Below are 25,276 nucleotides of genomic sequence, written 5' to 3' on the forward strand. Positions count from 1 at the left end.
CGGTGACCAACATGACCAAGAAGCGGCGTACGAGATCGCGACCGCTACCTGGTCTGGTCACTGCCGCTCAGGTAGCGGAGCGGGCTGGCGTCTCCAAAATGACGGTCTCCCGTGTTGTGAATGGGTCCAAACGGGTCACGGATGAGACTCGTCGCGCTGTCAAGACCGCAATCAAGGAGCTTGGATTCGTTCCGAGCCAGTTGGCGCGACGGCTGACTGGCCGCAGACTGGGCGTTGTCGCGCTGCTCGTTCCCGACCTCGCTAATCCGTTCTTCACACAGGTGATTCACGGCTGCGAGGATGTAATGCGTGACGCAGGTTTCACCATCCTGCTCGGGAACTCTGGCGAGGCCCCTCACCGCGAGAAGTCGTTTCTCGAGACTGTTGGGGCACTCCAGGTAGACGGCGTGATCCTGGGTGCGACCGGCGATGCGGCGACCGCGGCGGTTCAGCGACTCCAGAGAGCTGGCATCGCGGTGGTGCTTATCGACCGAAGCGTTGCGGACGTGGATGCCGATCTTGTCGTCGGCGCTGCAGTAACACCAGCATACCTGCTCACCCAGCACTTGCTTGGGCACGGACATCGGCGGATTGCGATGGTGGGAGGGTCGCCTGAAGCCTCGACAAGCCGCGATCGCATCAGGGGCTATAGAGATGCGCTACGCGATCATGGAATCGAGCCCGACGAGCGCCTGATCATGGGCGGGGCGTTCACGCGTGAAGTTGGCAAGACGACGGGCGCCGCTCTGCTTGTCGCCCCGGACAGGCCCACTGCGATAGTCGCCGCGAACAGCCTCCTCGCCTTTGGAGTCATCGACGCCGCTCTGGACCTCGATCTTCGTGTCGCGAAGGATCTTGCTGTCGTTTCATTCGATGATGTTGAAGTGACGGCCGGAAGACCGTTTCTCACATGTGCAGACCAACCCGCTGAGGAGGTTGGCCGAATCGCTGCGGTCCGATTGCTCAAGAGACTCAACGGCGACGAATCTCCTGCTGAAACGATTGTGCTCGACACCCAGGTTCGGATCCGGGCGTCATGCGGCTGCGATCCTGGCGGCCGGTCAACGGACCCATCGGCAGCCTTCGGTGAGAACCCCGCCACGGGCAGTCAGCTGGCCGGCGAATGAGTCAAAGTGCGGAGTTCTCTGGCCCTGGCCGATCAGGACCTCGGCTTCGCGCAGCTTTGCAATGATCTCCCAGGGGCGATAGCGCTTCCTCATTATGACTTGCTCCTCTTTTGCATCGGTCCAAAAACCATGCCTTCGACCTGGACCGACTTGACTGGGGCAGGTCACGCCTAACAAGATACGCGTCTCCCGCCTCGTTGACGACCTTTGACTCAGCCAGATTCGGTATCGCCCATCATCACTCTGGGATTCTGGAGTCGCCCCTACTGGAGTGGGATCGCGATGTACACCACAGTTTCGCCTGTGAATGTCGACTGGTTCTGTGTCAATGGGTACGCCAACAACCATCCATCGGCAGGGCTTCGCAGCTCCTCTTCGACATCGCCAAGCGGGTTGCGGATTATCGCCACGACCTCACCCGAACGTACCTCTTCGCCTCGAGACTTAGTGAAGGACACTATTCCGCCTCTCTCAGAGAAGAGCTCGAGGCGTGTCAGAGCACCACTGACGACCACTGTGCGTTTCAACTCTATATGCTGCTCGGCACGATCGAGCATCCCGAGTCTGGAGCACACATTGAGTAGCCCTTCAACACCGATTGCGACTGCATCCTCATCAATGTGCTCCCAGGAGGTAAGTTCGAGCACGAGAGAAGGTTTGCCATCATTGATCGCGTTGTCCACCAAGTTTCCCTTGTTCTCTAGATCACGGATTGTCGTCACGCCGAAGGCTTCCGCCAGCTCAAGTGATCTCTGAATCACTTCACCCTCGCCCTGAGGGACCATAGTGAAGATCAGGGCCGGTGACGGATTTGCGTGCAGATCAATGATGTAATCACAGGCGCTGACGGCCTCGTAGACGCGGCGAGCCATCCTATGAGTGAGACTTGGAAGGTCGGACATATCCCTGGTGAAAACGCTGGCTAGGTTGAGGCCATCGACGGGAGTGAAATACGTCGCAGCTCGATAGGCCAAGGGACTCAAGATGGGTGCGCCAACAATTGACCCATGCAGCTGGAGTGGGTCGATCTCTTCCCGCAGGACCCGCCGGATCACCTCAATGCCTGGTATTTCCGGCCCGTGCATAGTGGAGTTCACCCACAATCTTGGTCCCTCGTACCTCCCATTCACTCCGATCAGCGGAATCTCCAGTAGAGTGCTGTCTGCCAGCCATGCACAAGTAATGCTCCCAAACCCAACGGTCCCTGGCGCTACATCCAACGATCCCACCACAAGTGGAACGTTGTTGACCTTGGACTCTTGCAAACTCGCCACCTTGCCACCTCCTGGCAATAGAATTAGTCGACCGATGGATCCAAGCCAAACGGCCGGACTGCGGCCTCCCCTGAGTAGTGACATGCGACCAAGTGATCCTTTGCCACACATGACAGCTCCGGTTCCATCTCCTGACACTGTTCGGGGCTGCCAAGTTCACGCCAAAGCCAGCAGCGTCCCGCAAAGCGGCAGCCGACAGGGATGTTGGCCGCACTAGGGACCTCGCCCTCCAAGACGATCCTCTTGCGCTGATCTTCCACTGTGGGATCGGGGACCGGCAAAGCCGAGAGGAGAGCGACTGTGTAGGGATGAAGCGGGGTCTGGAAGAGATCATCCGACGGCGCGACCTCCATGATCCGGCCGAGATACATCACCACAACTCGGTCTCCGAGCCACCGAACGATTGCCAGGTCATGGGAAATGAACAGATAGGTAAGCGAGTACTTCTCCCTGAGGTCCGCCAACAGATTCAGAATCTGGGCCTGGATCGATACGTCCAGCGCGCTAGTCGGCTCATCAAGTATCAGGAGTTCAGGGTTGAGGGCCAATGCGCGAGCCAGCGCGATTCGCTGTCGCTGTCCCCCACTGAACTGATGGGGGAGCTGAGCGCTGGACTCCGGGTGCAAACCCACGGCGTCAAGGAGTTCACCCACCCGCTGCCGTCGATCCTCCGGTGAACCCACACGATGAATCACAAGGGGCTCAGCAACCGATGCTCCTACGGTCATTCTTGGATTGAGGCTCGAGTATGGGTCCTGAAAGACCATCTGTATGTGCCGAGTCACGCGATGTGACTGGCGTGCGCCCAGGCCAACAAGCTCAAGCCCCTTAAACACGATGGAGCCAGAAACCGGCCGCTCAAGGGCGACAATTGCACGACCTGTCGTCGTCTTGCCACACCCCGACTCTCCCACAAGACATATTATCTCGCCCTGCTGAAGCTCGAAGCTGATGTCGTCCACTGCTCGAACGGTCGAGACGTGACGACGCACCAAAAAACCGCGCGTGCTTGAGAATTGAACGACCAAGTTTCGGACGGCTAGTAGCGCTCCTGAGGGCTCAGATTGAATTCCAGACATGTCTCTCCGCCGGTCTCTGCAGTAATCTCGGCTCTTCCGTCTAGTCACGTCGGCTGCCTAAAGGCATCAGCGGTGTCTCCTCAGTAGGAACGGGGTTGTGACACGCAACAAGGTGACTGCAGGTGTTGGGAACAGCTCGCGAGGGCTTCGCGACTTGTCGGCCCATGGAGCGAAGTGCGGGAGTCTCTGTGGAACAGACGCTGATCTGCCGGGCACATCTGGGGGCGAAGGGACAGCCTTTGGGCTCCTCAACTTGTACGGGAGGCATTCCAGGAATGGGTGTCAGCTTGACGCGGTGGTAATCTGCGCGTGGCAGTGAGCCAAGAAGGCCGACAGTGTAGGGATGTCGTGGCGATGCGAAGATGGATCTGGTTTCGCCGACTTCAACAAGCAGACCGGCATACATCACTGCTATTCGCTGTGTGAGTCCTGCCGCGACTCCCAGGTTGTGCGTGATCAGAACAACGGCCATCCCTGTTTCCGCGGCCCGCTCTCTGATCAAGTCCAGCACTTGCGCCTGGATTGTCACGTCCAGGGCCGTTGTCGGTTCATCAGCGATCAGCAGCCTGGGTTGAAGAGCAAGGGCCATGGCGATGGTTATTCTTTGTTGCATCCCTCCGCTGAACTCGTGCGCGTATTTCGCCAGGCTCTCGTGGACTGCGGGAACGCCGACCATCTGAAGAAGAGCCTCCGATCTCTCGAATGCCTGCCTCCTTCCGAGGCCCTCATGCACCATGAGTATCTCGGCAATCTGCAGACCGACTCGCATGGTGGGGTTCAGACTCGTCATGGGATTCTGGAATACGATTGCCATATCCCGCCCCCTTAGTCTGCGCATGGCAGGCTCCGGGATGGAGAGGATATCCTGGCCATCGAACCAAACGCGCCCCATGCTGATGACGGAGCCATCTCGCGGAAAGAGTCTCATGATTGCCAGGCTCGTGACGCTCTTTCCCGAACCGGACTCGCCGACAAGGCCGAGCATTTCACCGCTGCTCACTTGAAAGGTCACCCCATTCACTGCGCGTACGGCCCCGTGTTTGGCCCGGAACTGGACCTCAAGCCGCTCAACTGACAGAAGAGGTGACAGGAGGCCATCACCAGCTCCAGGGTGATTGGAAGCCGGCAGAAGCCGCGTCTCCGTGGTCCGCTCAAGTCCAGACTCGGACATCAGCGAGTCTGTCTCAGCGTCCGCGTTCCCATGGACACCGCCCGAAGGCGGAACCGGCGTTCTGCCTGGGTAAGCGCACTACCAGTCCGCCCTACAGGGGGCGGTTTCGCGATGAACGACAAGAAGAGGGCTTCGGCTTCGCGTGCCCCAGGGAAGTCGTCATGGCCCAGACCTTGACTTTCCGGATGCGTATTTGAACCAGGGTCAGCCACAGCAGTGACCAGCGCCTGCAAGTCGGAAAGGGCGCTTGACTCGCCGTCGAGCGCGAATTCATCTCGCGCGGCCAAGCGACAACACCTCCCGTAAGCCATCCCCGAGCAAGTTGAAGGCCATCACAGCAACTAGGATCGTCAGCCCCGGGAAGGTTACGTACCACCACTGCGTCAGGTAGTAGCTCTGCCCGGCCGAAATCATCTCGCCCCACTCGGGGGTCGGAGGTTGAGCGCCAAGACCGAGGAACGAGAGGCTCGCCAAGGTGAGCACTGCATATCCGAAATCAAGGCTGACTTGCACAATGAGCGGGGTCAAGGAGTTGCGCAGTATGTGTAAGAACATGATGCGTAGGGACCCAGCCCCAAGGATCTTTGCTCCTTCGACGAACGACTGATGCTTGAGCTTGAGCACCTCACCTCGGATGAGCCTTGCATACCATGGCCACCAGACAACACCAGTTGCAATGACGGCATTCCGGATACTAGGGCCCAGTGTCGCTGCAACGGCAATCGCGAATACGAGCGACGGAAAAGACAGAAAGATATCCGTGACCCGCATGAGGATCTCGTCTATCCATTTTCCAGCGTAACCTGCCAGCAGGCCGATGGGGACACCGATAACCACCCCAATCATCAATATCCCGGCAGCGCCCAGTAGCGACAGTCGCGTGCCCACGATGACACGACTGAGTATGTCTCTGCCGTTCTCGTCCGTGCCAAAGAGGTGATGAATGCCGGGAGGCAACAGGCGATGAACCGGGTCGAGGGCAATTGGGTCTTGCGGAGCGACCTGCGGAGCGAATACAGCGATCACGACAAAGAGCACTACCAGTGACAGGCCGATTGCACTGAGAGGGTTCCGGATCAGCCCACCCAGAGTGGAAGCAAGTCGGCGATACGGCGTATCTATCATGGCAAGGTCCGGCGGCCGCACCGACGTCAGGTCCATGAGCCACTCCTGGCCGCAATGGTCTGCAACTCACGTCCCTGCATAGGTGATACGAGGATCCATCAGTGCGTAGATGACATCTACTACCAGGTTAGCGAGGCAGTAGGTAATCGCGATGAGCAACGTTACGCCCATGATGGCGGCGTAGTCTTGGTCCCTGATGCCGGTGACCGCATAGAGACCGATGCCCGGCCACGTGAATACGGACTCCACCAGGAAGGTGCCTGCGAAGAGAGCTCCCACTTGAAGCCCCAAGACGGTCACAGTCGAAGTGAGTGCGTTCGGCAATGCGTGGCGGCCAACCACACGCAGCTCCGGCATCCCCTTGGCACGGGCCATGCGGATGAAATCCGTCTCCAACGTGTCCTCCATCGCTCCCCGCGACATTCGAGTGACGATTGCGATACCGCCGGCAGCCAATGTGAAGGCGGGCAGTATCAGGTGTAGCAAAGCATCTCGGAAAACCGTGAACTGACCTGCCAGGAGGGAGTCAACCACCACCATCCCCGTTATTGTGGGGGGAGATTGGCTCAAGATATCCAGTTGACCTCCGACCGGCAGCACCCCTAGCTTCGCGAAGAAAACTACCTGCAGAATCATCCCCAGCCAAAACGCAGGCATGGCAGCACCGGCGACAGATATCACTCGAGTCGAGTGGTCGAACCAGCTACGGTGAAACAGCCCCGAAAGGGCACCAAGTGGCACGCCTATGACCACGGTTAGCACCATGGCCGCGAAGACAAGCTCGGCTGTGGCGGGCGCGAATTGTTTCAGGTCCTCCGCAACGGGACGTTGAGTCGTCAGGGAGGTTCCGAAGTCGCCGTGAGTCAACCCAGTTACGTAGCGCCAATACTGGACCGGGAGGGGCTTGTTGAGTCCGTAGCGCCGGGTATAGACGTCAACTTGCGCCTGCGTGGCGTGAAGCCCTGCCATCAGCTTCGCAGGGTTCCCGGGGACGAGATGAGTCAGCAGGAAGGTAAGGACGCTCATGCCCGCCAACACGATGACCATGAGGACGAGGCGACGCGCTATATAACGCGCCATACCAAACGACTCCTACCTGAGCAACAAGAAACCTCTAACCCTCCTCAGGCTTTGTACATATCGTAGAAGTTGAAAGTCCCCTCGGACATCCCGTTGAATACAAACCCTTTCACATTCGATCTAAGCGGGATGCGTTGATTACGAAACATCACAAACAGGGCGGGGCAGTCTCTGACTAGGATCTCCTGGGCCTGCGCGTAGTACTTGTCCCGAGTCGACTGAACGGGACAGGCCGCGGCCTTCGTGAGCAGTGAGTCAAAGGTCTTATTCGTGTAATAAGTACCGTTCGAGCCCGCTGTCCCCTGTGCCGTGCTAGCAAACTGAGAGTAGAGGTAGTCACCGGCAGTGTTAAGCAGCGGGTAAAACCACCAGGGGTAAGCTGCATCAGCTTTCGCGCGGTCAGAAAGCCAGTTGAGGTTGGCCTCCTGATGAATCGAAACGTCGATGCCGAGGTCACGCATGTTCGACTGGAAGAGGGTCGCCATGGTCCCCTTCCACTTGAACTCCGCCTCGTAGGCCAGCTTGAGCGTCAAGCCACCATTCGGGTACCCCGCCGCGGCTAGCAGCTCTTTCGCTTTCTTTGGATCGTAGCTGTATTGCTGAACGTTAGGGTTGTATCCCGCAAGCCCCGGCGGAATGGGGCCTCGCGCTTGCACTGCGCCAAGGCCTCCCTGCACGGTGTTGACGTACGTTCCATAGTCAAATCCGTACGCGATGGCCCTTCGCACTTCTGGATTGGCCGTCGGAGCCTTGTCGCAGTTCAGCATCAGGTAGTACTCGTCAAAGCTGGGAGAGTCTGTGACGCTTATGCCTGGTTTGCTAAGGAGCGACTTTATGCCGTCTTCTGACAGATACAGCGCCGCGTCTACCGAGCCTTGCTCCAACTGAAGCTGTTCTGTCTCCACATTGTGGGTGTAGATGACAACCACCTTGTCAGCGTGTTGCCCGTTCCAGCCCCTCCAGTACGTCGGGTTCTTTGTGAAGACCGCCTTGCTCCCCTGGGTGTAGGACTCCAGCATGTACGGTCCACTGCCGACCATGTTGTGACGAAGCCAGCTCTGGGCCCAATCACTCCCTTTGTGATCAGTGATGGCCTTCGGGGAAATCATCATAACGGTGATTTCGCCCGCAAACGCCGACAAGAACCCGTCATAGGAATCACTTAGGCTGAGGACGACCGTCATGTCGTCCGGGGTTTCTATCTTCTTCAGATTACCAAGGGCATAAGACACACCTATCTTCGTACCAATCTGCCGCTCGATGTTGAGCTTGACTGCGGCCGCGTCCAAAACCTCACCGTCTATGAACTTGATGTTCGGATGGATTCGGAAGGTGTACGTGAGGCCGTCTTCGGAGACCTCGAAGTCGGCCAATTGGGGAATGACCTTCGCGCTAGTACCTTCGTATCGCAGAAGCGACTCGTAGGCCGCCATCCAAAGACATGGCGATATCCCATCGTAGGAGGCTCCTGGATCAAGCGTCAATGCGTCAGCTCCGGATGCGATGACCAGTGTTTGGGTGGCAGAGCCCGCTGCCGAGGAGTTCGTCTTGGTCGAACTGCCGCAAGCTGCAAAGAGAGTCGAGGCAAGGGGAAGTGCAATCCCGAGGCCTGCGGCCCGCTGTAAGAACGCCTTTCGCGTGATCAGACGGCCTGTTTCGAGCTCTTCGCCAAGACTCCTGATCAGCGCGGCTACCGGTGTCAACTCCTCACTTGCCATTACCCGCCACCCCCATTCCTTCTCAAGGCATCCAAGATCGTCCGTCGTCGACAAAGCCATGCTCTACTGCGCTCTAATAGGCCTCCGAATCACCCCTCCGAAGTAATGCCATCGACAGGCGCCCCGCTTGACTTCTCAGGACAGGAATCGATTCGGCAGCTGCTTCCAAAGTCAAACGGATTGCCGGCCCCGCAACGCGAAATAGCACCAGCCGCTCCCCCCTGGCAGCAGCGCGCCAATTCCGCGTCCGCCTGCTGTGTTACCGGTAGCATGCCGATACAAAAGCACTTTTACTGCCGGGCGTCAAGCGTTGAGCCGAGCTCTTGAATTCCTGGTGGGCCAGCCTCTTCGCCATTACTGACCGTACGCTGGTGGACCGTAACGACAATGCTCGTGGCGCCCGCGGCTCTCGGCTGTCAGTCAGAATGTGGAGCGCCTCATTACCCAGGAGTTGGATTTGGACTTGCCCCGCTTCCGTGGACGGTTTTCGGCTAGCAATGCTAGCCCCTCATGAGGTCGCTGCGGCGGCGACCAGCTCGTTGTCCATGGAGCTCCTTTGGCCCAGAGGTCGTGGTCCGCGAGCGGGTCTTCTGTGGTGGACGTGCTGGAGGTTCCCGTGACGTGTCCGATGACGCAAAAGCGGCCGTTTCCACGCACTTCGACCAGCGCGCCGACGTGATGCCGCCGCACGATATGGATACTGCGAGCGCAAACGGAGGCTGCCGGAGCGAATCTTGGCTTCACACAGTCGCATGCGACCCCTCTCGTCGCGACGGGGACTGAAGCCGACATCCTGCCGACGTCTGCCCGACTTCGGCGTCCAGATTGTGCCTCTACTTGGTCGCAGTGCTGCTGGGCCTTTTCTGAGCAAATCGTGCGCGGGCTGTGACGTACTCAGCCACCTGCGGTCTCGCGTGCGGGAAGGGCGCGATTCGCTACTGATCGTAGCGCCAGAGGCCGTCCTCCTTGACCCACGGCTGACCCGTTTGATCGATGGCATGTTCTGAGTAGCTGTAGGTAACGCGCGCCATGCCGCCCGCGATCTGGTCAACGTTCACGTTCAAGAGCTTCGCGTCGCCGTACATCTGCTGAGCAGCCTCAACGCCAGAGCGAAACTCAGCGAAGGGGGTCAGACTCTTGGAGTGGGCCGACAGCATGCTGTAGGCGTCCTTCGCGTCGCCGCCGAGGAAGGCCGCCGAGTAGGCCTTCACGGCCGCGACAAGGGCTACCTTGTCGCTTGCCTGGGACGGCGATGCGGAGGGGCTCGGCTGCGGCGGGAGGTGCGTCGGCAATGCGGACGACGTTCCGTGCGAGGAGCCGCAACCGGCCGAGGCGAGGAGCAGCAGCGTGACCGCCGTGATCGCTGCGCGAGAGGTCATTCGGTCCCCCTTCGAGATAGTCACCCGCACGAGAGTACGACGCCGATAGAGCTGGGGCAACGTCAATCCTCTGGGGGGAGGACTCTGTGACGATCGTGATGCACGCACGCAAAGCGTCGGTCTACATCCATGAGCATGGGGCATTCGGCTGAGCCCCGCGACTCTGCTCCGTTGGGCGCAGGGCGACCACCTGGTGACCTGGTGACCTGACCCCCCTCTCCAGAGTTGGAGTCTCCAGAGTGCCCGGGGCGGTTCAGATCAAAGTCCATGACAATGCTTGTACTTCTCTCCGCTCCCGCACGGACAAGGTGCGTTGCGGGCCTCGCCCTCGAGATTGGCCTCATTGTCCAGTCGCTCTCGAGGCAACGAAGTGAGGGGCGGCCTCGCACCTTTCACCTCGATGTCGAGCGAGCCGCCTTTAGTCTCGATGAGGTGCGATGCGTAGAGGGCTGCCGCTTCCGATGTCGGGTACGCCTGCGGTGCCTGACACGCCAACGTCACGAGCAGCTCGTGAGCGACCTGTCGCACGCACGCAAGTTCCAAACCGGGCATTTCCTCGGGGCCGTGTCCGGTGTCCATGAGCCAGCCGATGGAGCTGCCTCTTGTGAGCTGCCAGTATGCCTCGCGCAGGTCTTGGTCGACGTGTGCGCCCCCATCCTGATCCGCAACGCCAAGGACGATGGCCTTGCGAGAGAAGAACACGCCATGGTTGTCCTTGATCACAGGCCGGGTCCACCAGGAATGGAACGGCCTGACCGAACAGTCCTTGTCATTAGGACCGGGGTCCAAGTCGGGTGTCCAGAAAGCCTGGGGGCCACTGGTGCCCATACTGAGAACGAATCCGGCGAGGTTGAGCGCGGACGCAAGCCTTGGATCGGTAACAGACTTCGCGGTGTCGTAGAAGAGAATCCTGTTCTTGATGGCCAGCTGCGAGAGGAGCGAGCGGCTGTGACGGGTGTCATGCACAAGCAGTCGGATTGCGGCCGCCATGCGTTTTGCCTCAGATTGACGGCCCTTATGGAACGCATCCACGGAGGCGAGGATGAATCCAACCTGCTCACGCAGGTGTTCTCTCAGCTCCGCGTCACTCTGCTTCATGAGGCTGAAAGAGACGACTCAACGCGAAACCCCGATCCCAGTTCGTCGATGGACGTGCGAGATAGGGCGGCGTAGCGCTCGTCTGGCCCAAGCTTGAAGCGAATGCGATGGCTCGCCTCTACGTCGATCCCGGCCATGCGTACGTGTCCGCTTTGACGTGCTCGTAGTTTGCGTCGAGCGCTGGTTCCAGCAGCAGGATGGCGGCGATGCGGCGGGCCATCTCGGTGACGTAGCGCGCCTCGTCGACGGTGAGATCGCGCCCCAGCAGCGGGCGCTCGCGGTAGGAGAGCCACTTCTTCATCACCTGATAGCCGCCGATCGTGTAGGTCCAGACACGCTTGGGCACGCAGCGCCAGTAGGCACGCTCGTTGAGGAAGACGTCGACGCAGGTGCCGCCCAGACAGGCCGTGAGCTGTTCCTGGGCGAGCCCAAGCCCCGCCAACCCCTCGCGGAAGGCGGCGAGCTCCTCGTCAGTGTAGGCGCGCTCGACCACCCGCCCGCGCCCGGGCATGGTCACGCCGCCCTGGCCCGCGTGTCCCCATCCGGCGGTGACGGCGAGGTCGCCGGCGCCGGGATCGATCTGACCGCCGTCGGCCTTGGCGATGGACCCGATGGGACGCAGTTCGAAGCGGATCTGACCGGAGCTGACGCCGTCGACGAGCGACTCGACATCGAGGAGGGCAGCGACACGACGGCCGAGGTCGGCGGAGGCGAGGAGGGCGTCGGCGGTGGCGGGAAGGGGAATGCGGGGCCAGTCTTGGCGGAGGGCACCCGAGTTGTCCTTCACGTAGGAAGCCGAGTAGCCAATGGCGAGTGCATGCGTGAGTAAGGGGGAGGCTGCCTCTTGTCCTGACTCGGACACCTCGAGACCAAGTTGGCCTAGGTACTCCAGCGACGGCAGGGACAAGTTGGCGACTCTCTCGCCTCCATGTGTCTCGAGATCGAGTGCCGTCTGGTCACCGCTTCTGGGGGCCTCCGATGCAAACCACTCTGGGAAGAAGTACACATCGGTCTGGAGCGCGTGCTGATCGGAGAGGCGCGAGCCGTAGAGGAAGACCGCCCCATCAGGAGTCTTCGGTGCCTTGCAGCGCGCCATCAAGAAGCTGTTGCCGTTGTGCAAGGCATCAAGGAGGTCGGGGCGGACTCGGTTCCACAGTCCCGCCTTCCGTTCAACGTAGCCCCACCTCATGTCGAACGGCTTGAACCAGAGACGCTTGATGGCCTCAGCGTCGAACGAACTCTCCTTCAGAAGACGGGCTCGAACGGCCTTGGCGTCGAAGAAGGCCGCGTCTGTCGCCAGACCAGGATGTAGTGCGGCCAATGCGTCGAAAGAGACTGACTCATCGAAATAGTGGCGGAAGCGATCTTCCAGGGTCGCGCCGTCGGTGGCGAGAAGTGCTTGGCCTCGGTTCTCGTTCAGGCCAAGGGATGCGGGGGCGCGGACAATGTCGGGAAGACGAGGCCAGCTGCCAAAGTCGGGGTGCGCGGTCGCAGGTCGGAACGAATAGCGCTGCTCTCGGATCGGCTCCAGCATCTGATAGGCATCGCCTTCGCGCTGGGAAGAGAGGCTGTCGAGCAGCCGTTGACGCTTGGTCGCTCCCCAGAACTCACGGAAGAGAACCTGTGGCTTGGCAATCGAGCTCTCGCTGCGGTGGCGAACCATGAGTCCGATTGCCGTACCGACGCGAATACCCTCTCGGTTCTTCTGTGTGGAGAAGACACTCGGATCTGGCTCGCCCGTCGGCGTCAGTTTGCCCGTCTCGCGACTGTCGCCATTCAGGCAATCGAACCAGAGCTTGTCGAAGCCGGTCAGGAGTCGTTCACGGACTGTAACGTAGGAGGGATGTCCGAGGTAGGAGAAGTTCGAGATGAAGCAAACGACGCCCTTCGATGCATGATCGACGATGCGACGTTCCGCAATCCGGAGGAACCGGACGTACAGGTCATCAAGGTAGTTCTTGGTGATTCCCCAATCGCGGAGCCCGGCTTTATAGGGGGTCAGTAGATCGCCCTCCTCCTCGGTGCTCACCCCCGCGAACCCGTTGTACGGCGGGTTGCCCAGAATCACCAGAATCGGCGCGTGCTGCTTGACCGCCTGGGCCTTGTCGCGCTCCTCCTCCATCTCGGTGAAGAGCAGGTGCTGCTTGGGCGCGGTGGGCGGGTCCCAGCCGGTGAGGGCGTTGGTGAGATAGACACTCGCGCGCTCGTCTGTCCCGTCGGTAAAGGGGGCGCCCAGGCGATGCAGCAGCATGCCGATCTGCAGGTGGCTGACCACGAACGGGGCGGGCAGGATCTCAAAGCCGTAGATGCGGCTCATGGCCGCTTGTTTGAGGTCGTGAGCGATGAGCGCATCGTCGCCCTTCTCACGCAGTGTCTCGGCGATCTTGCCGAGGACTTCGACCAGGTAGGCGCCGGTGCCGCAGCAGGGGTCGAGCACGACCACGCTGGGGTCGGCCAGACCGTCGGCGACGCCGAGTTCGCTGCGCAGCACCTGATCGACGCGCGCGACCATGTACTGGACGATCTCCGGCGGCGTGTACCAGACTCCAAGCTCCTTGCGCAGTTCCGGGTCGAACGCCTCGAGGAAGGGCTCGTAGAAGTACTGCACCGCGTGGTTTAGCTCGAAGGTGGCGAAGAAGCTCGCACGGTCGACGCGGTTGAGCGCCTCGGCGGCCCAGTCGAGCACCTCGTCGATGCGCAGGGCACCGAGCGGTCCCGGCTGTGAGAAGTCGTAGAAGAGCTTCTGCAGGATGGGGATGTGCAGGTACTGGGCGGCCGAGCGCCAGTCGAAGCGCGCTCGCACGTCTGTGAGTTCGTGATGCTCGGCCCAGAAGACCCAAGCGGCGAAGAGGCCGTAGAAGAGCGTCTGCACCAAGGTCGAGCGGAAGAAGTGCTCGCCCTTCTCACCGGAGAAGCTCATGCCCAGCGCCTCTTCAAGCCCGACGCGAGTGTTGTTCCAGTTGGGCAGGTCGCGCTCTTCGGCGCGGGCGCGCGCCTCGCGGGCATAGGAAGCCAAGAACCAGGCGAGCTCCTGCGGCGAGACGATCTGGCTTTGGCGCAAAAGGGCGCGCTTGAGGAACTCGCTGAGGCGCTCGCCGTGGGCCGCCGCGCTCTTGCGCGGCGTTGAAGCGAGCACCCAGAACCCCACCTCGGTCTCGGCGAGCGAGAAGCGCTCGAGCGCCGTGCGCTCGCCCTCGGCGTCGTAGCCGACGAGCACGAACTCTCGATAGGTGGTGACCAGCACCTGGCGGTAGTGCTCTAAGTACTTGCGCACTTGCTCGCTCTCGGCCACCGCGGCGGCCGAGTCGCTTGCCGGCTTGACCTCGATCGCTCCCCGCGCCGGGAGCTGTCCAGGTAGTGGCGCGCCGCTTTGCTTTTCGAACTGGTTGGCGACATAGAGCCCGCCGTCGGGAATGCCCGCTCCCTGATTGGCCGGGTTGATCACGCAGCGCACGTGCGGCTTGAGCTTGTGGCCGACCTCGTTGAGGAGGCTCTGCAGGGCGCCATAGCCCGACGTCTCCGGCACCGCTCCGGCGGTGCGGTTGGCGCTCAGCTCGGCGAAGTAGGTTTCGAGGGCGTCCACGGCCTTCCTATTCTAGTCACATAGGGGGACGCCTCTGCCAGGGGCACACGATGGCACAGGTCTCCACGTCCTGTCGGCGCGCTCAAAACCGCGCTGTGCAGCAACCTTGCTCAAGCTGCCGACGAGCAGCCGACGCAACCAGGCAGCAGGTGGGGCTCCAGTCAGCGAACCAGCAGATTGCGTCGGGCACCACGAGTCTGGAACCAGCACGGAAGGCCGGGCATCCCGCTCACTCGGACCTAGCTGTGCGGCCGTATGCGCACCACATAGTAGTCACGCATGCCCGTAGCTAGGGGGAAGAGCGAACCTGGTGGGATATCTTCGATCTCGAAGTGCGGCATCGGCTCGCTCGTGCATTCCAGCCTCTCGAACGGCGATGACGACTCGAAGATTCTCGGCCGAAGGTGCCTGACCTGTTTGTCATCCACGAACGCCAGGCCCTGGAAGGCGTCCATGACGGAATTCGAGAACCGGTCGGCATCCGGCAAGCTCACGGGCTCACTTGAGAAGACGTCAATCATCATTTCCACGGGGCCTTGCATGGGGCGCCCCAAGGCATCTTCGATTGTCTCTCGCTGTCTCAGGACCTCCTCCCGAAGTCTTGCCTTTCCACCCTTGCTTCTGACGGACCTTGGCGCCCCCTCTAGGACGAATGCGATGTGCCCCCTGGTGACGTCGAGGTACGGGTACGTCACACTCGACTGAGCCAAGGACGACACCCACTCCCGAATCTGGTCACATTCGTATTCCTGCAGAATGGTAGCTCCTTTGACATTGCGGATGCCTTGTACGTTGTCCCAGGGGTAGAAGCGCAGTTCCCCCGCCTCGACCCAGTCGCCATCGCTCTGGCGGAGGTCGGTGATCAGCAAGGCGTCGAGAGTGAACCGTATTCCATCGCGATGGAGCCAGATCAGCTCCTTGCAGAAGTCCGCGTACGTGATCTCGGACTCAAGGGAGACGCCGAAGGCATCGAACAGCTCAGACCCGCAATGAAACAGCACCTCGTTCACCCTGCCACCCCCGGCGCCCAACGTCCGGCGCGTGAGCTGCGAGCGAAGCGAGTCTGCTCGACGCGCCTGTTCTGTGCCACGATCGAGCCTTAGCCTCTGCGCTCAGTGCTTCCGCCGGGCCCCGTGGTGCGCGGACTCGGGCCGCCTCGCGTCTCAGCCCCGCCCGCAACCCGGGTGGTTCGTGTAGGCGCGACTCTGGTCTCAGTTCGTGGAGGCGCGACCATTGGGCGCGGTTGGCGACTGGGCGTCGGTGCTGGTGACTCAGCGAAGTCCATCCCACGACACTCTACTGTGTGGCTGTAGAGAGGTCTCGAACCGGAACTCTCAACTTGCCGAAGCGCCTCGCGAATAGCGCCTCTATCGCCTCGCGGGAGGGAGGACGTATCGATTGCGGGTCTCACGACGTGAAGTGCGATGCCTTCATCTTGGGCCGTGGCCACAGCACCGGACGTGAACCCTACGCTCGAAATCATGAACGCTTTGTGGGCAGCTACCTTTTCGCGGACCTTCGCAAGGAGCATGACGTCGGGCTGATCCACTTTATCTGAAGCCCTCCACTTGGCGTTCGCGATGTTCAAGTACTGGGCGATCTCGTCGCCCGTCTCCCAGTAGAGGTCGATCTGATGCGCGTACGTCGGAAGATTCGATCTCTGGGCGTTTGGAATCGTCACCGATTTCACATCGTCAACACTGAGCCCGACCTTCTCGGCGATGAAGAGGCGGCACAGTTCCTCGTACTGGTCACTATCCATCAGCGTCCCTCCGTCCCAGCCTGTACGCATAACGCGATGCGCATGAGCAGTTGGCTCGCTGCGCTCTCACCGACATCATAGCTTCGCGGCCAATCTGCCCGATGCGCTTGTTAGGCCGCCCCTCCCAATTCGAGGATGCGCTTGCGGACTGCTTGAGCCAACTCGCCAAGACCATAGGCACCCCTCAACTGGTTCTCGTAGACATACCGTGCCTGCTCGAAGACGAGGTCCATCTCACGGAGCACATCGTGGATCGCGAATGAGACCTTTGGAACCTGCGCCTTCATAGCTTGCGCGAGCGGATTGGCCGCAATCAGCCTCTCGAACGTCTGGGCGATCTCAGCCTGGCTATCCGGCGACAGGTCGGCGAAGAGAATGCGAAGACTGTGGGTTCGCAGACAATCTCCTCGTTCAAGGACCGCGAGACACTTCATGTACAGCTCGACGGCAAGGGCGTCACACACGACGCCCGGCCACAGGTAAGGGGTCGTGACGTAGCGCTGCGGCCCAGAGAGGACGCGATTGTTTGCCTGGTGCAGAAGAGCGGCGGATTCGTCGAAACCGGTGGCAGCAGCGAAGACAGACTTCGCGTCAGGCGTTTCCCTCGCAAGTCCCTGTCCCATCGTCCGCCTTGGCGATTCGTGGTTGGCCTAGTCACTATGAGATGGCCGGTCCGATCCGCGTATAGCGTGGATCATCCGCGGGAATCGGCCCGCGGTGCCGACACACGGAAAGGACCGGCCATGTACGAGTTTACGCACATCGGACTGGACGTGCACAAGGACACGATCGCCGTGGCCGTGCTGCGATCGGGCACGACGACATGCGACGAACGCGTGATCCCCAACACCCCCGAGGCGGTGCGCAAGCTGCTTTCCGGCCACCCCGATCCGTCGCTGCTCAGGACCTGCTACGAAGCCGGGCCGACCGGCTATGACACCCAGCGGCTGATCGCCTCGCTGGGGATCGCCTGTGACGTGATCGCGCCCTCGCTGATCCCCAGGCGCGCCGGCGTGCGCGTCAAGACCGACCGCTCCGACGCGCGCAACCTGGCACATCTTCACCGAGCGGGCGAGCTGACCTGCGTTCGCGTCCCGACGCCGGCCGAGGAAGCGGTGCGCGACCTCGTCCGCACGCGCGAGGAGCTGAAATCGGACCGCCGGATCGCCCGGCAGAGGATCCGCAGCTTCCTCTTGCGCTACGGCCGCCGCTACCCGGCACCCGGCGCCAGATGGAGCTGGAGGTTCGAGGTGTGGATGCGCGCCCTGCGCTTCGACGAACCGGCGTCGCAGGCGGCCTTCGAGCACCTGCTCGGCGCCTACTTCGTGCGCGACTCGCAGCTTTGCGCCGTCGACAGGCAGATCGCCGAGCTCGCCACACTCGACCCGCTCGCGGGTGGCGTGGCGCGCCTGCGCGCCTTTCGCGGGATCGACACGCTCACGGCGGTGACGCTGCTCACCGAGACGGGCGACTTCCGCCGCTTTGGCTCGGCGGGCTTCTACATGGCGTTCACCGGGCTCACACCGTCCGAGCACTCGAGCGGAGCGACGATCCGGCACGGTTCGATCACCAAGACCGGCAACCGGCATGTGCGCCGGGTCTTGGTCGAGGCCGCCTGGGCCTACCGCTACGCGCCGGCGGTGCGTGGCGCCCACGCCAAGCGCCTCGAGGGCCAGCCGCCCGAGGTGGCGGCGTACTCCTGGGCGGCGCAGTGTCGTCTGCATGCCACCTACCGCAAGCTCGCCGCCAGGAAGGGCCCCAACAAGGCGGTCGTCGCCGTAGCGCGGGAGCTTGCCGGCTTCGTCTGGGGTGCGATGACTCAAGACATCGGGGCGTAGAGACACGCCATGCAGGCGGGCGGGCGCCACACACCGGAGAGATCCTCGTCGACGTTATGCGACGTTAGAGCAAGCGCGCACCTAGTGGGAGGCAGGCTCCGGTCCGATCGAGATGTGCGGTTTTGAAATCCGCGGATATCAGCATGGTCGAGCGCCGATCCCATGTGCCCGCCCGCTTGCACCGACCTGTCCTGCGCGACCGCCCTAAAGGACGCGGGGGTTGACCGGCCATCTCATATCAACGTGAGGCGTTTGAGCAGCGCCGGCTGGCTATGAAGGAAATCGCAGCGCTGCTGGGCGTCTGCTCGAAACGCTTGTTAGGCACGCCGCCTACTCTTCGGGGAGCTCGCGAATCGCTCTGCGGACATTCGCTTCGGCATCGTCGAGCTCCCGGACTGCGTCCCTGATCTCCCTCACGGCGTCCCCGCCCTTGCGCTCAGCTCGCTTGAGAGTATCTCGAGCGTCTTCGATGGATCTCAAAGCCCTCTTCAGCTTCGCCTTCACCTCCATGACCCCCCCTGGTCGACTTCTGCTGTGCCTAACAATGAGTATGCAAACTGTGTAAGACGTCGAGCACACCCTACGCTTCTCCACGTAAGAGGTCTCCGGTCCTCGTGGACGCGTGGGATATGCAGTCTGTGTACGCCAGGTCAGAGCCCGTCCGTCGGGCTTCCTACGCCGTGGCGCCCCCTGTTGAGCACGCGCGTGATGAGGTCAAGAGCCCGCCCAGCCACCCCCTGCGGCCGAAGTGCTGGAGGTCACCCGATCCACTGAGGCCCACGATCGTGCTGCTCAGCGCGGTGCCGCCGACGCGAAGCCGACCAGCCGCGCACCACAAAGGTGGCTCGCCGCCCTCTCCCCCGTGCTTTCGGTGCGCCTGGTCTCGTTGCTGGAGGTCTTCACCAGAGCGATGGTGTTCCCACAGTCACACGCACGAAGGGAGCGCCCCATGCAGGGTCACATCCGCAAGCGCAGCAAGGGCTCGTGGGAGTACATCATCGACATCGGCCCCCACCCCGCCCAGCGCTGCTCGGCCTGTCATCGCCGCTTCTGGGTCGAGCGCCGCCCCAAGGGTGAGTGTCCGAAGTGTGGCGGCAGATTGACTGAGACCGAGGAGCGCCGCCGCCAGACCAAGGCCGGCTTTGCCACGCGCAAGGAAGCGCAGGTGGCGATGAACAAGACGCTGGTCGCCGTCGAGGAGCACACTTACGTCGCCCCCACCCACCTGAGCCTGCGCAACTACCTGACCAACGAGTGGCTGCCGGCGATCGAGTCGACGATCCGCGCCTCGACCTTTCGCAGCTACAAACAGCACGTCGAGTGCCACATCTGCCCGCACATCGGCTCGGTGCAGATGCAGAAGCTCTCCGGGTCGGCGATCAACGCCCTCTACGCCAAGCTGGCTGTCTCCGGCAAGCGTGACGCTAAGACTGGCCTCTCGGCACTCTCCATCCGCCACACGCACGCCACCCTGCACCGCGCCCTCAAGGATGCGGTGCGCTGGGAGCGGACCACCCGCAACCCCGCCGACGCCGCCGACCCGCCGCGGGTCGCTGGCGGTGGCCATGAGATGAAGACCTGGGATGCCAGGCAGCTGGCTGCCTTTCTGACCGCGACGCGCTCGGACCGTCTTGGCGGTCTCTGGCATCTGCTGGCGATGACCGGCATGCGCAGGGGCGAGGCGCTGGGGCTGCCCTGGGAGGACGTCGATCTGGAGGCAGGCAGGATCTCGGTGCGTCGCGCGCTGATCCCCAACGGCAAGGTCGTGGTCGTCTCCGAACCGAAGACGGCGCGCGGACGGCGCTCGATCGCGCTCGACCCCGAGACGATACTTGTGCTGCGCGAGCAGGCGGCGCGACAGCTTTCAGACCAGCAGCGCAAGGGCAACGAGTGGCGCGACACGGGGCTGGTGTTCACCAAGGAGGACGGCGAGGCCTGGCACCCGGAGGTCGCCAGTCGCTTCTTCCGCCAGGCGGTGAGACGCGTGGCGCTACCGACCATCCGGTTGCACGACCTGCGCCACACCCACGCGACGTTGGCGCTGCGTGCCGGCATTCACCCGAAGGTGGTCTCCGAGCGCCTCGGACACGCGACGATCTCGATCACGCTCGACACCTACTCGCATGCGATCCCGGCGATGCAGGAGGAAGCGGCGGCGCGGATCGCGGAACTGGTCTTCTCGTGCGACACCGCGTGAAGACCCGACGCTCTCTCGCTCATAGCCGATTCCCTGCAGCGGCCACGATGTTTCGTGTGGACTCGAATGGTAATCTTCTGCTGTCTATTCTGAGGGGGACAACAGTTGGAAGACCGGCGGCCGCTGGACAATCGCTACTCTGGGCCCCTTGAGTCAGTGGACGGCATCCTGCGCGAGTTTCGGCTCAGGTTGCAAAACACCTTCGCGGATAGCCTCGTGTATCTCGGCACCACCACGCCTCAAGACGAGTTCTCTCGGGGTGAAGCTGCAGACATCGACGTGATGCTGGTGTTCGAGGCGCTGTCAGATGCTCATCTGCACTACGTCGAGCGGATGATTCAAGGCCTTATGCAGAAATACCGAGTCTCCCTCGACACCCGCCTATATGAAGTCGCCCAGTTGGACGGTGCCGATTCCGGGAGAGGAATACCCCTGGTGAACCGGTTTCTTCTGCATCGATTCCTCCGCGACCTCTATGGAAGGAACCCCTTCGCTGAGGCGAAGTTCGATGGCCAGCAACTGGCAGAGGCATGCAAGGCAAGAATCACCTCGCAGCAGGAGCGCATAGTCGAGGCCTTGTCGCTTGTCTCATGGGATGCAGCACAGATCCGCCAAGTGTGCCAAGCCGTGTTCGACGCAGTCCGAGCCTTCTTAATCCTAGAGAATGAACCGCGGGTCGGGAAGCTCGACGCTGCCCAGTACTTTCAACAGGCCTACCCAGGATACGAAGAGCTTCTTCCCATCTACCGCTGCTATCAGCGGCCGGAAGACGTGGCATCCTGGGCGGACCTACTCCTCGACGCGTACGCCCTGGTCAGGCATCTGAAGCTCAGGTCTTCCCGGCCGACTCGCACCGATGCAGTCCTCTTGGTCAATACGCCATCGTCGTTGATGCCGCACCCAAGAGACGATTACCTGGAGCGAGACCCTAACATGCCGCTTGGCCTCGTCTGCATCGCGTCGTACTGCAACGAAGAGAGTCATTCAGTGTCTATTCTCGACGCCTACGCAGAGAACCTTGGGGCCCTTTCCACAGTAGACAGAATCTTCCAGGACCCGACGAGAGTGTCAAGAATCATCGGCTTCAACTGCTCGTCCCCGAACGTCCACATCGTGCACAGAATCGCTCACTATCTGAAGCGAGTGGACCCACACTTGGTTGTGGTCTGCGGCGGTCCTCATGCGACTTTGGCTCCGGAACACACGCTTGCCCAAGGCGATGTCGAGTATGCCGTGGTGGGTGAGGGGGAGCAGACCTTCTTGGAGCTCGTGGAGCGCATTTTCAGCAACCAGGACATCAAAGGCCTTTCGGGTGTTGCCTCGATGAGAAATGGGAGACTGATCTGCGGCCCAACTCGTCAAAGGCTGAGCTTGGACCACATCCCTCTCCCCGATTTCCGTCTTCTCCCACTGGAAGGGCGCTACTTCAGAAAGCGGAGAAGAATCTACCTGCATGCCACAAGAGGCTGCGACCGCAACTGTATCTTCTGCTCGGTGCCAAAGTGCTGGGAGGGCGGTGTGCGTGCAATTCCCATGGATTTGTTCGTCAAGCAGATACAGCTGTGCCAGCAACACTACGCGGCTGACGAGTTCCAGATCGTGGATGACAACTTCTCGCACCAGAAAGGGACCATCATTCGCAGCTTCCTGTCGGCGCTGGACTCCGCGAATGCCTCTCTTCGCTGGAAATGCCAAGCGAGAGCTGATCAGCTCGACTCGGAACTCATCAGCTTGATGGCGTTGCATGGGTGCTTCGAGATCGACCTGGGCATTGAGTCGGGCTCGCAGCGACTGCAGAAGTACATTCGCAAGAACCTGGACTTGACGGCAACGGCTCAGGTTGTCCAGGACATCTGCGACAACGGGATGCTGTGCAAGGCCTTCTTCATGCTGGGCTTTCCTGAGGAGACCTACGCTGAAATCGCGGAGACGATCAACTACTCCGTGAATCTCAAGCACGCAGGCCTCAAGGACGTCGCCTTCTTCCCCGTCATGCCGTTCCCGGGGACCGAGATCGCCGAGATCACCAAGAAGACCGTTTTCCAGGGAGCCATCGTGGACGAGGCCGACGTTCTCGACCCGTCGTTCGAGGGCCGGCACCTGAGGAAGTACTCGGCGAAGCCTGAGGTCTCATTGAATGAGGACTTCACTCCGGACGAACTCAGAATGCTCGTTCGCTTTGCCTACCACACGTTCAATGCTGGACAACCCGTGACTAGCCTGAAAGAGAATTTCGAATCGTATGTCGCGGTTGAGGAGGAGGGGGTCTATGGCAGTTCGGCTGTTTCCTGAACCCAAGACATGGTGCACCCCCTTTGTCTTGAAGAACCGGTCATACCAGAGATACCTCTACGTGGATGGGAAATGGCACCTGATCAGACTGGATAGCCGGCGCAGGAGTCCCTCTTTTGACTCGAAGAATCTGGATTGGCACCAACGGATGCCTGACAGGGAGCACCTGACGAAGTGGCTGCGCCAACAGACAGGCATCAACGAGGACTTCCGAGACTACGTGCGCGAAATGCTCGTTGTTCCGACTTTCTCGATGTGCGCTGCGGAAGCGCTCACCAAGGTTTTCATGCGACAGATAGTCACAGCCCGTCAGGCGCGACGGATGTTCTCCGATTTCGTGGAAGGGTTCGGCTACAGGAAGGGAGATGTCGTTGGTTTCCCTCCGCCGGAACGTGTTCAGCGGCTAGGCTCAACTGACTTCCGTGACATCGGCCTCGGCTTCCGCGCCGAGAGGCTAGTAAAGAGTCTCGGCCGCCTTAAGGGCTTCCAAGTCTCCAACCTGACTGATTTGCTTGAAGCCGATGTGCCAGGAATAGGCCCGTGGAGTAGGGCGATCTTGGCCGTCGAGTCCGCTCGCGACTACTCACACTACCCCTTCGAAGACAAGAGCGGCACGGCCATCAGGTCACTCACCGGCGCAAATGTTGCAGCTGTTGCGCATGATGACCTTCAGCTGGCTGCCGACGTGTATGTCTACGGAGCCTCATACGTAGAGTCAAGACGGAATTAGCGTGCGCTGTATCTACCTCGCTCATGCTGTGACCAATGCGGCATCAGGCTACGAGGACATGCGGGTGGCTATCAGGACCGCAGTTCCCGATGCAAAGTGCATAGAGCCTGAAGGTCGACTTCTTCCAGAGATCATCGCCGAGACGGCCTTCGACGGAATCAAGGCCTGCGATGTCCTGGTTGCCGACATCAGTGAGTACAGCATAGGCGTGGGCGTCGAAATCGGATATGCCTTCGGCCTCGGGAAACAGATTGTCTTGATTGCGAAAGAGACCGCCAAAGATGAGATATCGCCATTCCTTCGTGGAATCGCCCCCGACATTCTCTTCTATAGCAGTGTTGGCGACCTGTCGCGGCAGCTGGCGAGAGCTCTGAGGCGGGACAACTTCCCTTGACGAGAAAGTGCCCTCTTCTCGACCAAGGGAAGGACAGAAGCGTCATCGACAGTCGACATGCAGAGCGAAGTGGCCACTCCTCTCCCACAAACCAGATCGGCACGCTTGGGCGATGAAGCTAGAGCTGGCCCTCGTGGCCGGGATCCTGTTGTCTCTGCCGCCTGTATTGGCGCCAGACCTCCACTGGGCTGAACTTGGCCGCCGCTTCTCGCATACGGCTCAGTGCCTCGTGGCTGTACCTCGGGAATCGTGACTTCCCGTGCTGGAAAGTGTGACAGCACTTCTCGTCCGATTTCAGGCCGAGCTTCCACACAAACGCAGTCGCCTGAGGTGCCGTAAGACTAGCCAGTCGGGCGAGGTCTGTTAGAGCAAACGGGTAGCGCTGCTCGTTATCGACTTCGCGGATGATTGCGGCGCTTTCAGCTTCATCCTCTGTCTCCGCGAACTTCACTGGCGGCGCGTCCTTCGCCTTGGCAAGGCGCACGTTGTAGGTCTGGCCGGTGCCGCTTGCGTCCAACGTCAACGACGCGAGGTTCGGCATTACCTCGCGCCAGGGGCGACCTTGCTTCAGTCGATTCGTCGCCCGGTCGACTTCAAGCGGGGTTGCGGTGCGCTCTTCCCCCGCCGCTGCGAGATCAATGGCAAGCAGCGGGCGGAGTCGCGCCTTCGCCTCTGCGGTCTTGCGCCGCCCAGGCTCCAACAGGGCCTTGACTTGGGACACCTCCGTATCGATGAGCAACTCAAGCGATGTCGGAGGATCGGTCGAAACCGGCAGCACACGACTCGGCAGGAAGTCGGCAAGGCTCACGTCGAACTCCTGTTTCAACACCTTGTCGAACACCGTCACCGCCGTTTGGGTTTGCAGATACAGCGTCTGCTCGGAGAGCATCACCACTGAGTGTTGCGCAGCGTCGCGAACGTTCGACACGGCCGTCAACGAGAGCGTTTCGGACTCCGTAAGAACCTTCTCGCCCTGATTCCCCAGCATCCGCAAAGCCGTGGCAACACTGATGCTTTTCGACTCGCGACGACGCTGTATCGACTTGCCACGTTGCAGAAGGACGGCTTTCATCAGCATTTCGTGCGCATGAAGAGCGAAATGTAGGACTGCTTCCCGCCTTCCTTCCTCATACGGCCGGTTGAAGTGCTCGATCGCAAGGCGAGCAGAGCTGATAGCTCGCTCCAAGTACAGCCTCACGTTGCGTTTGACCCTCACAGCAGCCGCACCCCCCAACATCTACTTGCGTCCGCAAGTCCTCCGTTCAGCCGGCCAACGACAACATGTGCGGCTCGAACGAGCGACCAGGACCCTGACATGCGAAATCGACTACGCCGGCCACGGGAGGTTCTCGGTTGCGCCGAAGATGTGCCCGTCGTCAACCCAACAATGGGTGTAGCCCCCAGGACCGAAGATGTGGCCTCCGTCGAT

General features: G+C 61.1%; 21 protein-coding genes. 6 read left to right on the forward strand and 15 right to left on the reverse strand.

The window, feature by feature from the left end; translation table 11 throughout:
* Positions 1-11 precede the first annotated feature (11 nt).
* Positions 12-1,127: a LacI family DNA-binding transcriptional regulator gene (locus tag SMC1_RS09250; RefSeq protein WP_165849412.1), complete on the forward strand. Its 1,116-nt coding sequence runs from the start codon at positions 12-14 to the stop codon at positions 1,125-1,127.
* Positions 1,128-1,390: 263 nt separating this feature from the next.
* Here SMC1_RS09250 and SMC1_RS09255 read toward each other — a convergent pair whose 3' ends face one another.
* The 13 genes from SMC1_RS09255 to SMC1_RS09315 all read right to left on the reverse strand — a co-directional run bounded on the left by SMC1_RS09255 (position 1,391) and on the right by SMC1_RS09315 (position 17,019).
* A complete protein-coding gene (locus tag SMC1_RS09255; RefSeq protein WP_165849413.1) occupies positions 1,391-2,401 on the reverse strand; it encodes a succinylglutamate desuccinylase/aspartoacylase family protein in 1,011 nt (336 codons plus the stop codon).
* A gap of 23 nt (positions 2,402-2,424) precedes the next feature.
* Positions 2,425-3,480 (reverse strand): ABC transporter ATP-binding protein, encoded by a 1,056-nt coding sequence (locus tag SMC1_RS09260; protein ID WP_119086489.1) that lies wholly within the window; start codon positions 3,478-3,480, stop codon positions 2,425-2,427.
* Positions 3,481-3,520: 40 nt separating this feature from the next.
* Entirely contained in the window at positions 3,521-4,609 is a 1,089-nt protein-coding gene (locus tag SMC1_RS09265) for an ABC transporter ATP-binding protein (protein ID WP_413814612.1), read from the reverse strand.
* Between the two features lie 41 nt (positions 4,610-4,650).
* A complete protein-coding gene (locus SMC1_RS09270) occupies positions 4,651-4,938 on the reverse strand; it encodes a hypothetical protein (RefSeq protein WP_119086491.1) in 288 nt (95 codons plus the stop codon).
* The gene (locus SMC1_RS09275; protein ID WP_207799396.1) at positions 4,922-5,812 is read right to left on the reverse strand and encodes an ABC transporter permease; all 891 of its coding nucleotides are present in this window, start codon (positions 5,810-5,812) and stop codon (positions 4,922-4,924) included. Before SMC1_RS09275 ends, SMC1_RS09270 begins: the two co-directional genes overlap by 17 nt.
* A 30-nt stretch (positions 5,813-5,842) precedes the next feature.
* Positions 5,843-6,856, reverse strand: coding sequence for an ABC transporter permease (locus tag SMC1_RS09280; protein WP_119086492.1), 1,014 nt, complete (start codon positions 6,854-6,856; stop codon positions 5,843-5,845).
* 44 nt (positions 6,857-6,900) lie between these two features.
* On the reverse strand, positions 6,901-8,574 hold the full coding sequence (locus SMC1_RS09285) for an ABC transporter substrate-binding protein (protein WP_165849414.1): 1,674 nt from the start codon (positions 8,572-8,574) through the stop codon (positions 6,901-6,903).
* A gap of 935 nt (positions 8,575-9,509) precedes the next feature.
* Entirely contained in the window at positions 9,510-9,953 is a 444-nt protein-coding gene (locus SMC1_RS09290; RefSeq protein ID WP_119086494.1) for a hypothetical protein, read from the reverse strand.
* A gap of 258 nt (positions 9,954-10,211) precedes the next feature.
* Positions 10,212-10,943 carry an SEC-C domain-containing protein gene (locus SMC1_RS09295; protein ID WP_207799397.1) on the reverse strand — a complete coding sequence of 244 codons (732 nt, stop codon included), beginning with the start codon at positions 10,941-10,943 and terminating at the stop codon, positions 10,212-10,214.
* Between the two features lie 226 nt (positions 10,944-11,169).
* Positions 11,170-14,634 carry a type ISP restriction/modification enzyme gene (locus SMC1_RS09300; RefSeq protein ID WP_119086496.1) on the reverse strand — a complete coding sequence of 1,155 codons (3,465 nt, stop codon included), beginning with the start codon at positions 14,632-14,634 and terminating at the stop codon, positions 11,170-11,172.
* A 239-nt stretch (positions 14,635-14,873) separates the two neighbouring features.
* Entirely contained in the window at positions 14,874-15,644 is a 771-nt protein-coding gene (locus SMC1_RS09305) for a hypothetical protein (protein ID WP_119086497.1), read from the reverse strand.
* Between the two features lie 89 nt (positions 15,645-15,733).
* Positions 15,734-16,396, reverse strand: coding sequence for a hypothetical protein (locus tag SMC1_RS09310; protein ID WP_119086498.1), 663 nt, complete (start codon positions 16,394-16,396; stop codon positions 15,734-15,736).
* Positions 16,397-16,506: 110 nt separating this feature from the next.
* The gene (locus tag SMC1_RS09315; protein ID WP_119086499.1) at positions 16,507-17,019 is read right to left on the reverse strand and encodes a hypothetical protein; all 513 of its coding nucleotides are present in this window, start codon (positions 17,017-17,019) and stop codon (positions 16,507-16,509) included.
* Positions 17,020-17,139: 120 nt separating this feature from the next.
* Here SMC1_RS09315 and SMC1_RS09320 point away from each other — a divergent pair, with 120 nt between their 5' ends.
* Positions 17,140-18,234: an IS110 family transposase gene (locus tag SMC1_RS09320; protein ID WP_165849415.1), complete on the forward strand. Its 1,095-nt coding sequence runs from the start codon at positions 17,140-17,142 to the stop codon at positions 18,232-18,234.
* Between the two features lie 330 nt (positions 18,235-18,564).
* On the opposite strand, the gene SMC1_RS09325 is transcribed toward SMC1_RS09320, so the two are convergent.
* Complete coding sequence (locus SMC1_RS09325; RefSeq protein WP_119086501.1) at positions 18,565-18,744, reverse strand: hypothetical protein; 180 nt, start codon at positions 18,742-18,744, stop codon at positions 18,565-18,567.
* Positions 18,745-19,183: 439 nt separating this feature from the next.
* On the opposite strand from SMC1_RS09325, the gene SMC1_RS09330 reads away from it, so the two are divergent.
* The 4 genes from SMC1_RS09330 (at position 19,184) to SMC1_RS09345 (ending at position 23,847) form a co-directional block, all read left to right on the forward strand.
* Complete coding sequence (locus SMC1_RS09330) at positions 19,184-20,431, forward strand: site-specific integrase (RefSeq protein ID WP_165849416.1); 1,248 nt, start codon at positions 19,184-19,186, stop codon at positions 20,429-20,431.
* A gap of 105 nt (positions 20,432-20,536) precedes the next feature.
* Positions 20,537-22,723 (forward strand): B12-binding domain-containing radical SAM protein, encoded by a 2,187-nt coding sequence (locus SMC1_RS09335; RefSeq protein WP_119086503.1) that lies wholly within the window; start codon positions 20,537-20,539, stop codon positions 22,721-22,723.
* Positions 22,701-23,453, forward strand: coding sequence for a hypothetical protein (locus tag SMC1_RS09340; protein WP_119086504.1), 753 nt, complete (start codon positions 22,701-22,703; stop codon positions 23,451-23,453). The genes SMC1_RS09335 and SMC1_RS09340 overlap by 23 nt, the downstream gene beginning before the upstream one ends.
* A 64-nt stretch (positions 23,454-23,517) precedes the next feature.
* Positions 23,518-23,847: a nucleoside 2-deoxyribosyltransferase gene (locus tag SMC1_RS09345; RefSeq protein WP_165849417.1), complete on the forward strand. Its 330-nt coding sequence runs from the start codon at positions 23,518-23,520 to the stop codon at positions 23,845-23,847.
* 118 nt (positions 23,848-23,965) lie between these two features.
* Here the strand turns inward: SMC1_RS09345 and SMC1_RS09350 are convergent, their stop codons facing one another.
* Entirely contained in the window at positions 23,966-25,033 is a 1,068-nt protein-coding gene (locus tag SMC1_RS09350) for a DUF3644 domain-containing protein (RefSeq protein WP_207799398.1), read from the reverse strand.
* Positions 25,034-25,276 lie beyond the last annotated feature (243 nt).

Origin of the sequence: Candidatus Cryosericum septentrionale, assembly GCF_003570995.1 — a bacterium.
GTDB classification, from domain to species: domain Bacteria; phylum Caldisericota; class Caldisericia; order Cryosericales; family Cryosericaceae; genus Cryosericum; species Cryosericum septentrionale.